This window comes from Mesorhizobium ventifaucium, from assembly GCF_935822925.1.
In the GTDB taxonomy this organism is placed as follows: Bacteria; Pseudomonadota; Alphaproteobacteria; order Rhizobiales; family Rhizobiaceae; genus Mesorhizobium; species Mesorhizobium ventifaucium.
The window spans coordinates 167,228-181,886 of sequence record NZ_CAKXZS010000008.1; the positions used below are offsets into that span (position 1 = coordinate 167,228).

The 14,659-nt window shown below is 62.8% G+C and carries 16 protein-coding genes; 1 reads left to right on the plus strand and 15 read right to left on the minus strand.

The window, feature by feature from the left end:
* Positions 1-17: 17 nt before the first annotated feature.
* Entirely contained in the window at positions 18-893 is an 876-nt protein-coding gene (locus NMG70_RS06520; RefSeq protein WP_254023764.1) for a DMT family transporter, read from the minus strand.
* A gap of 577 nt (positions 894-1,470) precedes the next feature.
* Here NMG70_RS06520 and NMG70_RS06525 point away from each other — a divergent pair.
* A complete protein-coding gene (locus NMG70_RS06525) occupies positions 1,471-1,977 on the plus strand; it encodes an OsmC family protein (RefSeq protein WP_254023765.1) in 507 nt (168 codons plus the stop codon).
* Between the two features lie 13 nt (positions 1,978-1,990).
* Here the strand turns inward: NMG70_RS06525 and NMG70_RS06530 are convergent, their stop codons facing one another.
* From NMG70_RS06530 to rpsF, 14 genes are all read right to left on the minus strand, one after another.
* A complete protein-coding gene (locus NMG70_RS06530; RefSeq protein ID WP_027152685.1) occupies positions 1,991-2,194 on the minus strand; it encodes a hypothetical protein in 204 nt (67 codons plus the stop codon).
* A 102-nt stretch (positions 2,195-2,296) separates the two neighbouring features.
* Positions 2,297-2,926, minus strand: a complete 630-nt coding sequence (locus tag NMG70_RS06535) for a hypothetical protein (protein ID WP_254023766.1) — start codon at positions 2,924-2,926, stop codon at positions 2,297-2,299.
* Positions 2,927-3,006: 80 nt separating this feature from the next.
* Positions 3,007-3,753, minus strand: a complete 747-nt coding sequence (locus NMG70_RS06540; RefSeq protein WP_202363436.1) for an SDR family NAD(P)-dependent oxidoreductase — start codon at positions 3,751-3,753, stop codon at positions 3,007-3,009.
* Between the two features lie 200 nt (positions 3,754-3,953).
* Positions 3,954-5,423 carry an amidophosphoribosyltransferase gene (purF, locus tag NMG70_RS06545; protein ID WP_254023767.1) on the minus strand — a complete coding sequence of 490 codons (1,470 nt, stop codon included), beginning with the start codon at positions 5,421-5,423 and terminating at the stop codon, positions 3,954-3,956.
* Positions 5,424-5,501: 78 nt separating this feature from the next.
* Positions 5,502-6,170, minus strand: coding sequence for a CvpA family protein (locus NMG70_RS06550; RefSeq protein ID WP_254023768.1), 669 nt, complete (start codon positions 6,168-6,170; stop codon positions 5,502-5,504).
* 27 nt (positions 6,171-6,197) lie between these two features.
* Positions 6,198-7,601, minus strand: a complete 1,404-nt coding sequence (radA, locus tag NMG70_RS06555; protein WP_254023769.1) for a DNA repair protein RadA — start codon at positions 7,599-7,601, stop codon at positions 6,198-6,200.
* An 80-nt stretch (positions 7,602-7,681) separates the two neighbouring features.
* On the minus strand, positions 7,682-7,915 hold the full coding sequence (locus NMG70_RS06560) for a hypothetical protein (protein ID WP_254023770.1): 234 nt from the start codon (positions 7,913-7,915) through the stop codon (positions 7,682-7,684).
* Between the two features lie 280 nt (positions 7,916-8,195).
* Positions 8,196-9,686 carry a replicative DNA helicase gene (locus NMG70_RS06565; RefSeq protein ID WP_254023771.1) on the minus strand — a complete coding sequence of 497 codons (1,491 nt, stop codon included), beginning with the start codon at positions 9,684-9,686 and terminating at the stop codon, positions 8,196-8,198.
* A gap of 248 nt (positions 9,687-9,934) precedes the next feature.
* On the minus strand, positions 9,935-10,897 hold the full coding sequence (locus NMG70_RS06570) for a small ribosomal subunit Rsm22 family protein (RefSeq protein WP_254023772.1): 963 nt from the start codon (positions 10,895-10,897) through the stop codon (positions 9,935-9,937).
* Between the two features lie 3 nt (positions 10,898-10,900).
* Complete coding sequence (locus NMG70_RS06575) at positions 10,901-11,224, minus strand: YnfA family protein (RefSeq protein ID WP_254023773.1); 324 nt, start codon at positions 11,222-11,224, stop codon at positions 10,901-10,903.
* 85 nt (positions 11,225-11,309) lie between these two features.
* Positions 11,310-12,599, minus strand: a complete 1,290-nt coding sequence (locus tag NMG70_RS06580; protein ID WP_254023774.1) for a cyclopropane fatty acid synthase — start codon at positions 12,597-12,599, stop codon at positions 11,310-11,312.
* 272 nt (positions 12,600-12,871) lie between these two features.
* A complete protein-coding gene (gene rplI, locus NMG70_RS06585) occupies positions 12,872-13,456 on the minus strand; it encodes a 50S ribosomal protein L9 (RefSeq protein WP_254023775.1) in 585 nt (194 codons plus the stop codon).
* Positions 13,457-13,723: 267 nt separating this feature from the next.
* Positions 13,724-13,972, minus strand: coding sequence for a 30S ribosomal protein S18 (gene rpsR, locus NMG70_RS06590; protein ID WP_006203718.1), 249 nt, complete (start codon positions 13,970-13,972; stop codon positions 13,724-13,726).
* On the minus strand, positions 13,972-14,463 hold the full coding sequence (gene rpsF / locus NMG70_RS06595; RefSeq protein ID WP_254023776.1) for a 30S ribosomal protein S6: 492 nt from the start codon (positions 14,461-14,463) through the stop codon (positions 13,972-13,974). The genes rpsR and rpsF overlap by 1 nt, the downstream gene beginning before the upstream one ends.
* Positions 14,464-14,659 lie beyond the last annotated feature (196 nt).

The following is a 14,659-nucleotide window of genomic DNA, read 5'->3' on the forward strand; positions in this document are numbered from 1 at the left end:
CGGGGGCAGATTTTTTCTCAGGCAGAGTGCTGCCTGGCCGCTTGCCAGTCGCGCCCGGCATGCGCGAACACCGCGCACAGCACGATGGCGCCGCCGATCATGCTGGCGGCTGGCGGGACCTCGGCCAGGAACAGGAAGGCGAACAGGATCGCGAACGGTACTTCAGCCGAGCCCAGCAGTCCGGATTCGGCAGCCGGAATGAGCCGCGCGCCCTCAGTCCACAGAATAGAGGCCAGCGCGAACGACATGCCGAAGGCGACGAGCAGCATTGCGTCTCTGGCCGAGACCGCCAATGGATCGGTGACGAACCAACCGAGCACGAACAAAAGGAATGCCGACACCGCTCCGGCCCACACCACAGGCGTGTCGCGGAAAGCGCGCACCATGATCATGTAGAGAGCGCTGCCGATTGTCATCAGCAGCGCCAGCCCGTCGCCGAACAGATGGCCGGTGCCGAAGCCGGACCAGACCATGATCGCCACGCCGCTAAGCGACACGGCGGCGGCGGCAAGCGTCTGCAGCCGGAAGCGCTCACGAACCAGAATGAAGGCAAGCAGCGCGGTGATGAAGGGCGCAGTGGCGTAGATGATCGCAACATTGGCGACGAAGGTGAACTTGAATGCCGAGATGAAGGCGATGCTGGCTAGCGCGCCCTCGATTGCCAACAGCCAGCCGCGCCAGCCGAGACGCAGGCTTTCACGCCCACCGGATCGGCGGCGCCGCCAAAGCACATAGAGGCTGATCAGAATCGAGCCAACGAAGCCGCGCCAGCAGGTGATGGTCAGCGGATCGGCATGGATCGACTTGGTCAGCACGCCGGTGAGGCCGAACACCGCCGCCGATGTCGAAACCAGGATGATGCCGAGGGTGCGCTCAGCGATGGTGTCAGGCATGGATAGGAGTCCCGTCATGTCACCAGACTATGCTGCCTTGTCCTGACACCGTACTGTCAGCAGGGGTTGCCGTATCCTACAGCCTCTGCGGAAATGTTCGTTGCCGATGATCAGCAGACCGGCCGCGACGATCAGGCCCACGGCGTACGCTACACGGCCAGAACCCTGCGCGGCGCTGCGCCAGTGACGAGCTTGCGTTGGGACAGGGCTGGCCCCGGTGATCGGCCACTTTTTCTGCTCACACGCTCCCGCGCGATACTGGACCTGGCGGCTGTCGGCACCGACGAAGCGATCATCCTCTGCCCAGCCAATCACAGCCCTCCAACGTATGTCGCCGCGTACCCCGGCACTCCCGGCTACGAGGCCGTCGCTACCTGCCTTGCCTCACCCGAGGTGCGGGCTCGGACGGACGGCGTCATCGCGTGGCCGCCCCAGGCGGCATCAGGTCTAACGACGCAGCAACGTCTGGGCAGCTTGCCACTCCGATCCAAATGTCGTGAAATCGAAGTTTAGGCCGTGCCAGTTCTATTCGAGTATCGTGACGAGCGATGAAAATGACTGCCGAAAAGGGTTGGACATGGACGCCACCGGACTGAGGGCCATGCAGGCGCCGCTCAAGGAGGCGTATCGCGACGACGCATCGCGCGCGCTGATTACGCTTCGGGCCAAGGGCTCGATCGACGACCAGTCGATCGCCTGCAAAGTCGAGACCGGCAGGGCGCTGGCCGTTGCCGGGATGCATCCGGCAACCGGCGGTTCCGGGCTTGAATTGTGCTCGGGCGACATGCTGCTGGAGGCGCTGGTCGCTTGCGCCGGCGTAACGCTGAAGGCGGTGGCGACGGCGCTGGAGTTCAAGCTCGGCGCCGCCACGGTGGAGGCCGAAGGCGATCTCGACTTTCGCGGCACCTTAGGTGTGGCAAGAGATGCGCCGGTCGGCTTTCGCGCCATCCGGCTGACATTCGGCCTCGAGACCGACGAGCCACAGGAGCGCGTCGACGCGTTGCTCAAGCTGACCGAACGCTATTGCGTGGTGTTTCAGACCATCAATACGAGGCCGGAACTGACGGTCAGCGCGCAGCGTTGAAACGCGCCCCCAGCTACTCACTTTCGCCCTCGTCGGCGAACGGCGAGGCGCTCGGCACGCACTGCACCGACCAGCCGGCCGGCGTTGGCTGCTTCTGATATTCGGTGACGGCGAAGGCGCACTGTTCGCGAGTGTCGAACGTGCTGGGCAGCACCACCATGCCGCCTTGCGGGCCGGCAATCACCAGATACCAGACCAACGCTACGCTCGAAGCCATGGAATTTCCTCGCTTGTTGTGGGAGTGGGGTGATCCTATTAACTCCGGGCGATCGGCGAAAGCGCCGGGCGGTGGTCAGCAACCGCCGATGTTCAGAACAGCTCAGTTCACGGCAAAGCAGTAGAACAGGCCGTCGCCGCCGGTGCTCCTCAGCGCCTCCTGACTGCAGCCGCCGCGTGAAGCGTGCGAGGAATTCCACGATTTGGCGGCGGCCGAATCGTCGAGACCGGTGCGGTCGTGATGGCCCGTCATTGCCGCACCTTCCGCTCCGCTGAGCGTCCAGTCGCCGCAGGTCTGGTCGGCAATTTTCGTGCCGTCGGGCTTGGAGCCGGTCAGCACGTCGTGCCGGTTGGGCTTGTCGCCGCGGCCGTTGACCACTTCGCCCTTTTCGTTGAGCGCTGTTTGCTTGGTGATGGCGTTGGCATCGCTATGCAGCGAAGCGACATCGTCGGCGATCTTGACGCCCTTGGCGTTGAACCACGGCCCCTTACCAATGCGATCGCGCGCATCGGTGTCGCTGGTCGAGAGATAGGCGCGCCATGTCTTGCCCGTAACGCCCGCGGCTTCAGCCAGCGACGCGCAATGCGCATCGGCGCCCGCAAGGCCGCCGAGATCGGCGCCCTTGCCTGAGCCGACGCTGGTGACGAAGAAGCTCATCGTCGCATCCTGCGAGGATGCGACGCCCATGGCTGCCAGCGATGCAGCGGCGGTGACGAGAAGCAGTCTGCGCATGGTGGTCCTCCGTTTCGGAAATCTGGCATTCCAATAACGTCGGCGGCGGCGCAATTCTTCCGTCGAAATGTGCGATGCGTCTACTCCGGCTGCCGGTAGGCAACAAAGCGGTTGTGCTTGGCCTGGAAGATCAGTCCGGTTTCCGTAAGCGCAGGGCTGGCCAGCGGCACGATGCGTTTGGCGATCTCCTGGGGGTGCGGCAGCGTCTCTGGATCCTCGCCGGGCACCGCCTGTGCTCGCATGGCAGTGCGGGTGGCGCCGGGATCGGCGGCATTGACCCTGAGGGCCAAGTTTTCCGTCTCATGCGCCCAGGAACGCATCATGGTCTCGACTGCCGCCTTCGACGCCGCATAGGGCGCCCAGAAGGCCCGCGCCGAATGGGCGGCATTGGAGGAGAGCACGATGGCGCGGCCGGCGTCGGAGAGCCTGAGCAACGGGTCGACCGAGCGGATCAGCCGCCATGTCGAGGTGACGTTGATGGTCATCACCTTCTCGAAAGTCTTGGCTTCGACATGGCCGATCGGCGAGATGACGCCGAGCACCGCCGCATTGGCGACCAGGATGTCGAGCTTGCCCCATCGCTCATGGATGGCGCCGCCCAGCCGGTCGATGCCGGCCATGTCGGCGAGGTCCAGAGGCACCAGCGTCGCCTGTCCGCCCGTTGCCTTGATCTGATCGTCGAGCTCCTCCAGTCCGCCGACGGTGCGGGCAACCGCGATGACGTGCGCTCCAGCGGCGGCAAGTTCCAGGGCGATGAAGTAGCCGATGCCACGCGAGGCGCCGGTGACGACCGCGACGCGGCCGGAAAGGTCGAGGGGAGGGGTCACCGGGCAACTCCGAAGGTTAGCGCTCTACGTCGCCCCAGCCGAATCCAGCCCTGCCTGTTCGGCCTTTGCAATTGGCGAAAGCGGGGCTGACGGCGCAATACCGCTTCGGCTTCGCCAACCGCCTGCGGTGGCAAGCGGTCGGGACAGGGCGCTGGCGAAGAAATCTGCAAACAGGTGAAATTCACAACTATCGCAAAGCCCTAACCCCCGCCTGCCGCCAGCAGCGACAGCGTGCGCACATTGTCCGAACCTTCGAAATCGGCAAGCCGGGTCGGATATTGCCCGGTGAAGCAGGCGTCGCAGAATTGCGGCTGCTCATTGTTGCGGCCGGCCTCGCCGACGGCGCGATAAAGCCCGTCGATCGACAGGAATCCGAGCGAATCGACGCGGATGAACTCGGCCATCTCTTCGACCGACATGCGTGACGCGAGCAGCTTCGATTTTTCCGGCGTGTCGACGCCGTAGAAGCAGGAAGCGCGCGTCGGCGGCGAGGCGATGCGCATGTGCACTTCCTTGGCGCCGGCATCGCGCACCATCTGCACGATTTTTTGGCTGGTGGTGCCGCGCACGATCGAATCGTCGACCAGCACCACGCGCTTGCCTTCGATCATGCGGCGGTTGGCGTTGTGCTTGAGTTTGACGCCCATGTGGCGGATTGAATCGCCAGGCTGGATGAAGGTGCGGCCGACATAATGATTGCGGATGATGCCGAGCTCGAACGGGATGCCCGCGGCTTGCGAAAAGCCGATCGCCGCCGGAGTGCCGCTGTCCGGCACCGGCACGACGATGTCGGCCTCGACTGGGCTTTCGAGCGCCAGCTCGGCGCCGATGCGCTTGCGCACCTCGTAGACGTTGCGGCCTTCGACCGACGAATCCGGGCGCGCGAAATAGACATATTCGAAGATACAGAAGCGGGTCTTCTGCGGCTCGAACGGAAACAGGCTCTCAATGCCCTTGCCGGTGACGACGACCATCTCGCCGGGCTTCAGGTCGCGCACGAAACGCGCGCCGATGATGTCGAGCGCGCAGGTTTCGGAAGCCAGGATCCAGGCGCCGTCGAGATCGCCGAGCACCAGCGGGCGGATGCCGAGCGGATCGCGGCAGCCGATCATCTTCTTTGAAGTCATCGCCACCAGCGAGAAGGCGCCTTCGACCTGGCGCACCGCATCGATGAAGCGCGAGTTGAGATCGCGTTCCCTGCTGGTGGCGACCAGATGCAGCAGCGTCTCGGTGTCGGAGGTCGACGAGAAGATCGCGCCCTGTTTCTGAAGCGCGCGCTGCACAGTCATGGCATTGGTGAGGTTGCCGTTGTGGGCGACGGCGAAGCCGCCATCGGCTAGCTCAGCGAAAAACGGCTGGATGTTGCGCTGGCCGGCACCGCCTGTGGTGGCGTAGCGCGTGTGGCCGATGGCGCGGTTGCCTTGCAGGCTGTCGATGACGCGCTGTTTGGTGAACGTATCGCCGATCAGGCCGACATGATGTTCGACATGGAACTGGGTGCCGTCATAGGAAACGATACCGGCCGCTTCCTGGCCGCGATGCTGCAACGCATGCAGGCCAAGCGTGACGATAGCTGCGGCGTCCTGCCGGCCGAAAATGCCGAACACACCGCATTCGTCATGGAAATGGTCGTCGGCTTCGGCGGAAAGCACGTCGTCTGCGTCTGCCATCTTCAGCTCCGCTAAAGTCGCTATATAGTGTGATGACTGCTCGAGAGCAACGTAGAGTTTGCGGCTTTCACATGATCGTCAGTTTGCCGGCGCCGGATTGGCCGGTGCATTGTCGGCCGGTGGCGCGTTGGTCTCGCTGCCCTCGGGCGCCGGAGCATCGTCGCCGGTTGCCGGTGCGTCCGCCGCGGGTGCGTCCGCTGCCGGAGGTGTCTCGGCGCCGGTCTCGGGTGCCGGCTGGCTAGGATTGAGCCTGTTGAGGATCGCGTTTTCCGGATCCTCGGGCAGCAGGCTTTCGAGCTTGGCGCCAATCGATTCGAGCAGCGGCCGCGACTTGGCATCGGCGACCCAGCCCGGAGCCTTGGGGCCGGCCAGCCAGTTGAAGAACAGCAGGGCCACCGCGACCACCAGGATGCCGCGCGCCGCGCCATAGAGAAAACCAAGCGTGCGATCGAGCGCGCCGACCCTGGAATCGATGATCCAGTCGGCGAGTTTCATTGTGATGACGGAAACGATGATCAGCGCGACGATGAAGACGATGCCGGCGGCGGCGGCCATGGCAATCTTCTCATTGTCGACATAGGGCTGAACGTAAGGCAGGACCGGTTGGTAGAAAAAGAACGCTGCCGCGGCCGCCGCTATCCAGGAGATGACGGAAAGGATCTCGCGCGAAAAGCCGCGAACCATGGCGAGCATCGCCGAGACCAAGGTGAAGCCGACGAGAATTCCGTCAAGCAGCGTAATCGGCATGTCTTTTGCCCCACTTCATGAGCCGCGTCATTCTTGCACGTCGGCGCGGCTGCGCCGTGAGCCGGCTATACGCGCCACGAGATCGGCAAGCTCGGTGGGCTGGAAAGCGCCGGCCCCTATCCCCCCGGCAAGTTCCTCGCTGCCCAAGGGCAGAACCGCGCTTCCAAAACCCAGCTTTTCGGCTTCCTTCAGGCGCTGCTGCGCGTGCGCAACCGGCCTCACGGCGCCCGAAAGGCTGATTTCGCCGAAATAGACGCAATCGGCGGGAAGGGCAAGACCAGTGAGCGAGGAAACCAGTGCGGCCGCCACCGCCAGATCGGCAGCCGGCTCCGAGATACGGTAGCCGCCGGCGACGTTGAGATAGACGTCATGCGTGCCAAAGCGGACTCCGCAATGGGCTTCGAGAACGGCGAGGATCATCGACAGCCGGGCGCCGTCCCAGCCGACGACGGCGCGACGCGGCGTGCCCAGCGACGACGGCGCCACCAGCGCCTGGATCTCGACCAGCACCGGCCTGGTACCTTCCATGCCGGCGAAAACCGCGGCGCCCGGCGCTTTCGCATGGCGTTCGCCGAGAAAAAGCTCGGATGGATTGGCGACCTCGCGCAGACCCATATCAGACATTTCGAACACGCCGATCTCGTCTGTCGGTCCGAAGCGGTTCTTGACAGTGCGCAGAATGCGGTAGTGGTGGCCGCCTTCGCCCTCGAAATAAAGCACCGCGTCGACCATATGCTCGATGACGCGCGGCCCGGCGATCTGGCCTTCCTTGGTAACGTGGCCGACGAGCACGATCGCCGCCCCTGTAGATTTGGCATAGCGGATCATCGCCTGGGCGGCGGCACGCACCTGGGTAACGGTGCCGGGCGCCGAATCGGCCATGTCGGTCCACAAGGTCTGGATCGAATCGAGGATCACCAGGTCGGGCCGCTTGCCGTCGGCGATGGTGGCGAGGATGTCCTCGACGTTGGTTTCGGCGGCAAGCTCCACCGGGGTCGAGGCGACGCCGAGCCGCTGCGCGCGCAGCCTGATCTGGGCGACCGCCTCTTCGCCCGAGACATAGACGATGCGGTGGCCCTTTGCCGCGAGCGCGGCTGCCGCCTGGGTCAACAGCGTTGACTTGCCGATGCCGGGATCGCCGCCGACCAGAAGGGCCGAGCCGCGCACGAAACCGCCGCCCGTGGCGCGGTCGAGTTCGCCAATGCCGGAAACGATGCGTGGCGCGTCCTCGATGTCGCCGGACAAAGTCGTGAGCACGACTGCGCGGCCCTTGCGCGCATTGCGGGTGTTGGCGGGACCCGAGCCGATGCCGCCGGACGTGCCTTCCTCGACCAGCGTATTCCACTCGCCGCAGGCATCACATTTGCCGGCCCAGCGCTGATGCACCGAACCGCAATTCTGGCAAATGAACTGGATGCGCGATTTAGCCATGAGATCTCGCCCACTTTTGAAGGGAGGAGGACCGAGACCGTCCGCATTTTCGGCCGGGGTTTGGCGAGCGCGGATGCAATTCAGCGTTTCTTGGTGAGAGCGCGAACTTCGGCAAGCGACTCGTTGAGCAACTGCGGATCGGGCGATAGCATCTGTGTGTCGTAAATGGAGATCATTCCTTGTGTTTGGCCTACAAGCTCAGGCTCCGCTTTCCGCGCCTCCTCATCAATCGCGTCGACGTAAAACAAGAAATTCTGCCCAGCCAGAACAGGCACGCCGCATCCTCCCATGATCAGAGTGGTCGTGGAAATCACACATTGGGTTCCGGGTTGCCCTTGAACACCTCCATTGTCTCGTAGCGTACGTTAACCAGTATCCGACTATCACCCTCATCGGCTGGGACAGTTCCAAGTTTTGTTGGACTAAGCTCGGTGGCTGTCACCAAGCTTCGGAACACTAGGGCCGCCTCAGCAAATGCTCGCTGCGGCGTCCAGTTTGCAGGCATGGAACAAGCTGAAGCGACGTCAGGCAGGACAGCCGCGCTGACGAGCGCGAGAGTCAGAGTGACAGAAAACCTGAAACGCTCGCCCATGCTCATTCAAACCGATCCGGCAGATGATCCTCTTCGGCGAGGTCGGAGAAGCGAGTGAACTCGCCCTGGAAGGCAAGGCTAACAGTGCCCGTTGGGCCATGGCGCTGCTTTGCAATGATCACCTCGGCCTTGCCTTGAACCTCTCTCATTTTTGTTTCCCAAGTGAGGTACTCTGGCGTGTTTTTCTCAGGCTCTTTGTTCTTTATGTAGTATTCCTCGCGATACACAAAGAGCACCACGTCAGCGTCTTGCTCAATTGAGCCTGATTCGCGCAAGTCCGACAGCTGAGGATGCTTGTCATCCCGGCTTTCGACTTGTCGCGAAAGCTGTGAAAGAGCAATAATTGGAACATTGAGTTCTTTTCCAAGCGCCTTCAAGCCGGTGGTAATCTCAGTGATTTCCTGGACGCGGTTTTGCGAGGCTTTGGCGGTCGATCCCTGCATGAGCTGGATGTAATCAATGACCATCACATCTAACCCGCGCTGGCGCTTAAGACGGCGGGCGCGAGCCGCGAGCTGAGCAATCGAAATACCGCCCGTTTGATCGATGAACAGCGGGCGTTTGTGATTTTCTTGGGTGTAGGCAACGAGCTTTCCGAAGTCAGCTTCAGTCAGATCGCCACGTCTAATCTTCGATGACGGGATTTCGGTCTGCTCGGAAATGATACGGGTGGCGAGCTGTTCCGACGACATTTCGAGCGAGAAGAAGCCGACGACGCCGCCATTGGCCGCCTTGAATGAGCCGTCGGCCTGTGGTGCCGGCTCATAGGCGGCAGCGATGTTGTACGCGATGTTCGTAGCAAGCGAGGTCTTGCCCATGCCGGGGCGACCGGCGATGATGATCAGGTCGGATGGCTGCAGTCCACCCATGCGGTGGTCGAGATCACGCAGGCCTGTGGCAATACCTGACAGATGGCCGTCGCGCATATAGGCGGCGCTCGCCATGTCGACGGCGTTTTTCAAAGCATCGGAAAAACTCTCGAAGCCGCCATCGTAGCGGCCGGTCTCGGCCAGTTCGAACAGGCGCCGCTCGGCATCCTCGATCTGCTCGGACGGCGACATGTCGACCGGCGCATCGTAGGCGATGTTGACCATGTCTTCGCCGACGGTGATCAGAGCGCGCCGCGTGGCGAGATCGTAGATGGCGCGGCCATAGTCGGCGGCGTTGACGACGGTGACCGCCTCGACGGCCAGCCGCACGATATATTGCGCAACCGTCATGTCGCCGACCTTCTCGTCGGCCGGCAGGAAGGTCTTCAGCGTGATCGGTGTCGCCACCTTGCCCATGCGGATGAGTTCGGCGGCGACCTCGAAGATTTTTCTGTGCAGCGGCTCGTAGAAATGGCCGGATTTCAGGAAGTCCGACACGCGGTAGAAGGCATCGTTGTTGACGAGAATGGCGCCGAGCAGTGCCTGCTCGGCCTCGATGTTGTTCGGTGCCTCGCGATAGAGCGGTTGCTCCGCGACGCCGAATTTTCGCGCTGCCTCAGCCATGATGTCCCCGAATTTCGATCCCGACCTCTCGATACCAGAACGAGAAAAAGCAGGTGCTGACTTATATGCATCACTCGCGTTCAATCAGCGTTGATGCCCGCTGTTCACAGGAACGGCAAACCGTCCACAGGACAGAACTCCCGGGCTCTGATTCCATTTGACTCGGCAAGGTCGCGATTCTACGCAATGAATTGAACAAATCAAGAACAAAATCGAAGAGAAGGAGCTGCACAGGAATCGATGCGAGACTAGACTGCGTCGCCCCAGTCCAGCCGTCGAGCCAGCCTGAACACATCGCCGTCGCGCCTGGTGAATAGTTTCTCGTCGGCACCGCCGTCCTTTTCGCAAAGTTTCAGCAGGACCTTGCCGGAGCCTGATTTCGGCGGTGCGATCACCCGCGCCTGCGGCGGGGCAACAGCGTGGCGGGAGGCGGCGACGTAGATGAATTTCTCGTCCTCCCATGGCACGTCGGCGTCCTTGGCCAGCCGGTGCAGGCGCGAACGCGCGACACGGCGCGAAAAATGGCACCAGTCGGGCGGCGCGAGCGGGCAGGGTGACTTATGCGGGCAAGGCGCAAGCACGTGCGCGCCCGCCTCGATCAGGTGCCGGCGCACCGCAAGGATGCGCTGCCATCCGGCCGGCGTGCCCGGCTCGACGACCAGCAGCGTGTCGTCGGTCAGGTGCCAGAGCCGGTCGATGAGTTTTGGCAGCGACACCGGTCCGATCTCGTCCAGCACATAGGCGCAGGTGACTAGCTCGGCCGGCTTTAGATCGGCGAGATCGAGGGTGATATCGCCGGCCAGCCAGGCGACCCTGGCCGTCATCGCCTCAGCGGCAAGCGCCGCGCCGACCCGGCGCACCGCGGCGCTCGCCTCGATCAGCACCGCCTGCTCGAGGTCGGGCCAGAGATCGAGCGCAGCCCAAAGCACGGTGCCAGGGCCGGCGCCGATATCGAGCAGGGTTTTGAGTGCATAATCGGGCCTTGCCTCGCTGACCGCATCGAGACTGGCACGAACGGCGGCATAGGTCGCCGGCAGGCGCGTCGCCAGATAAGCCTTGACCGCGATCTCCTCAGCCATATGCAGGCGGCCGTCGCGCAGTTCGGCGCGATAGCGGTCCGACAGCGTTTTTGCCGCTTGCTTCAGCGTCGGCAGCAGTACTTTTTCGAGGAGGCGCTCGACGCCCTGTCGAAGCGTGATAGGCAGTTCCATAGCTCAGGCACTCCGAGGTGCGAGCAGGATCACCGAGGCGCCAACGATGCAGAGCGCGGAACCGGCGAGGTCAAAACGGTCGGGGGGTACGCCTTCCACCAGCCACAGCCATCCGAGCGAGGCGGCGATATAAATGCCGCCATAGGCGGCATAGGCGCGGCCCGCAGCACTGATGTCTACCAGCGCTAGCAGGAAGCCGAACAGGGCGAGCGAGACCAGGCCTGGCGCCAGCCACAGCGGCGACTTTTCCAGCCGCCACCACGCCCAGATCGAAAAGCAGCCGGCGATCTCGGCAAGGGCAGCAACGACGTAGATGAGATAGGTCATGAAAAAAGGTCTCGCGGCGGCGACGAGACCTTTTTCAGCGTGCGGGCCGGCAATGGCAAGCGGCAATGGCGTGATCGCCGGCAGTCTACTCCATATCCGCCACCTTGCGACGCCGAGCGGGCTTGGCGGCAGGGGCTTTTGGGCGATGCCCCATGTCGCGCAGCTGCAACGCCTTCTCGCATTTGGCCATATAGTCGCGAGACATCGGCAGCGTGTCGTTCTTCTTGGCGATCTGGATTTGGAAGACCACGAGATCCTGCCAGCGGAAAGCGGCTTCCGAGGCTGCCAGATAGAACTCCCACATACGGCAAAACCGTTCGTCATAAATCGCCTTGGCCTTGTCGCGGTTGGCGGCAAAGCGCTCGCTCCAATGCCTCAGCGTCTCGGCATAATGTAGCCGCAGGACTTCGATGTCGGTGACGATGAGGCCCGACTTTTCGATCGCCGGCATCACTTCCGAGAGCGACGGGATGTAGCCGCCCGGGAAAATGTATTTGCGGATGAAGGCGCTGGTTGCCCACGGCGCGCCGGAACGGCCGATCGTGTGCAGCAGCATGACGCCGTCCGGCTTCAAAAGCGTCGCCGATTTGTCGAAGAAGGTGCGGTAGTGGTTGACGCCGACATGCTCGAACATGCCGACCGAGACGATGCGGTCGAAACGCTCGTTGAGCTCGCGGTAATCCCTCAATTCGAAATGCACGCGGTTTTCCAGGCCTTGCGCATGGGCGCAGTCGGTGGCGACGCCATGCTGCTCGGTCGACAGCGTCACACCTTGCACGTCGACGTCGAAGGACTTGGCGAGATAGAGACCGAGCCCACCCCAACCGGAGCCGATGTCGAGCACCGTCTGGCCGGCCTTCAGCCTGAGCTTGGCGGCAATATGGCGCTTCTTGGCTGCCTGCGCCTCGTCGAGCGTCATGTCCGGCTGCTCGAAATAGGCGCAGGAATACTGCATGTCCTCGTCGAGGAAGAGTCTGTAGAGGTCGCCCGACAGATCATAGTGGCGCTGCACGTTGCGGCGCGCGCGCGCTGCCGTGTTGATCTGCTGCAGGCGGCGGAAAGCGTGACGCAGGCCTTCGATCGCCTTCGACCAGGTGGCATCGATGCCGCCGCTATCCATGTTCTGGAAGGCGATGCGCATCACCCCCAGCACGCCGCCCTCGAGTATGTCGAGCTCACCGTCCATATAGGCTTCCGGCACCGCCAGCATCGGATCGAAGGTGATGGCGCGCTCGGCATGGGCGGTCTTGATGTGCATGTGCACCAGATCGCCGCTGCCGTCGCCGAAGATCACCGAGAGGCCTTTCGGTCCGGTGACTTTGAGATTGCCGGTGCGCACCAGGCGGTCGAGAATGCGTTTCAGCAGAATATTCATGACCAATGTCCCCTCTCGGCCAGACACGCTGTCTCGGCGCATGACCCCGAAAATCGAAATCGATTTTCGGGTCATGCGCCAACCAAAGTTCTACAGCGTCCTTTGCGCGTCCAAACGACGCGCGGCGTTGTAGTCTGCATCAATATATAGGGGGTCGAAAAGTTCCTTTTGGCACAAAAAAGCCCGGGCGAGAGGCCCGGGCGTTGGTCCAGAAATGACTGGAAGCCGACGAAACGTTTTAAAGCGCCGCTCTGACGCCTTGTGACATGCAATCAGCCGTTGTCTTCGCCGCCTTCGAACTCGGCATTGGGATCGAAGAAGTTGTCCGGGCGCGCATTGTCGTTGATGTCGTCGCCATAGATGGCTTCGGCTGTGGTCAGCGTCTCGCCCTTGGCCTGGCGCTCAGCTTCGTCGGCGGTGCGGGCGATGTTGAGCGTGATGGCGACCTCGACTTCCGGATGCAGCGCGATCGCCACATTGGTCAGGCCGATGGTCTTGATCGGCTGGTTGAGCAGGATCTGGTTGCGGTGGACCGAGAAACCTTCCGCCGTCAGCAACTCGGCGATGTCGCGGGTCGACACCGAGCCGTAGAGCTGGCCGGTTTCACCGGCCGAACGCACGGCGATGAAGCTCTTGCCGTCCAGCTTTTCCGAAATCTGCATCGCCTCGGACTTGCGCTCGAGGTTGCGGGCTTCGAGCTGGGCGCGCTGGCCTTCGAATTTCTTCTTGTTCGCTTCGTTGGCGCGCAGCGCCTTGCCCTGCGGCAGCAGGAAGTTGCGGGCGAATCCATCCTTGACCTTGACGGTATCGCCCATCTGGCCGAGGCGGGAAACGCGTTCGAGAAGAATGACATCCATGGTTTTGTTCCTTCGTTTGGGCGCCAAATCACTGGCATCGACGCCGAATTGTCTGGAACAGGTCAGGAAGCTAAGGGCGTCGCCGCCGATGTCGCTGTCCTGCCTGTCGCGGCAGTTAGAGGTCTTCACCTCAACCCGGGATTTGATGGCAACCCTGCGGCGCCCGTCGCCGTGGGAAAAGCGGGCGGCGAACCGCCCGCTGGCTAGGCCATGATCCCGAAAAGTGGAAACCGGTTTTCGGAGAAGATCATAGTCAACTAATCAGTGTTAGCGAACCACGTAGGGCAGCAGGCCGAGGAAGCGGGCGCGCTTGATCGCCTTGGCGAGCTCGCGCTGCTTCTTCTGGCTGACGGCGGTGATGCGCGACGGCACGATCTTGCCGCGTTCGGAAATATAGCGCTGCAGAAGACGTACGTCCTTGTAGTCGATCTTGGGCGCGTTGGCGCCGGAGAACGGGCAGGTCTTGCGGCGGCGATGGAACGGGCGCCGGGTCGGGATCTGGTTGATGTCGACCATTATTCTGCACCCCCTTCAACACCTTCGCGCGGACGGCGCGGGCCACGGTCTGCACCATCGCCACCGAAGCTGCGCGGCGGGCGATCGCCACGGTCGCCGCGATCGCGGTCGCCGAACGAGCGTGGGCCACGGTCACGGTCGCCGAAGCCGCCGCGTTCCGAGCGCTCTTCGCGCTTCTGCATCATTGCCGACGGGCCTTCCTCATGCGCATCGACCTTGATGGTGAGGAAACGCAGCACATCCTCGGACAGGCCCATCTGGCGCTCCATCTCGTTGAGCGCAGCCGGCGGGCAGGTGATGTCCATCAGCGTGTAGTATGCCTTCCGGTTCTTGTTGACCCGGTAGGTGAGGGACTTCAGTCCCCAGTTCTCGACCCGGCCGACGGACCCGCCATTCGCGGAGATGACGCCCTTGTACTGTTCGACAAGCGCATCGACCTGCTGCTGCGAGAGGTCCTGCCGGGCAAGAAACACATGTTCGTAAAGAGCCATATTGTTCTTTGCCTTTCTTCGTTTCTCTCCCGGCCCCGGCGGCAAAAGCCTCTGCAACTTCTCTGACCCGGCGATCCCTAGCGGGGCGGGGAAGAAAGGAGCATGACGAGACGGTCGAGAGCGGAGACACGGGAGGCGGAAGCGCTTCTGGCTCCACACGAAGGTTTTCTAGAAACCTCCGGCCCTCCGTTCAGCC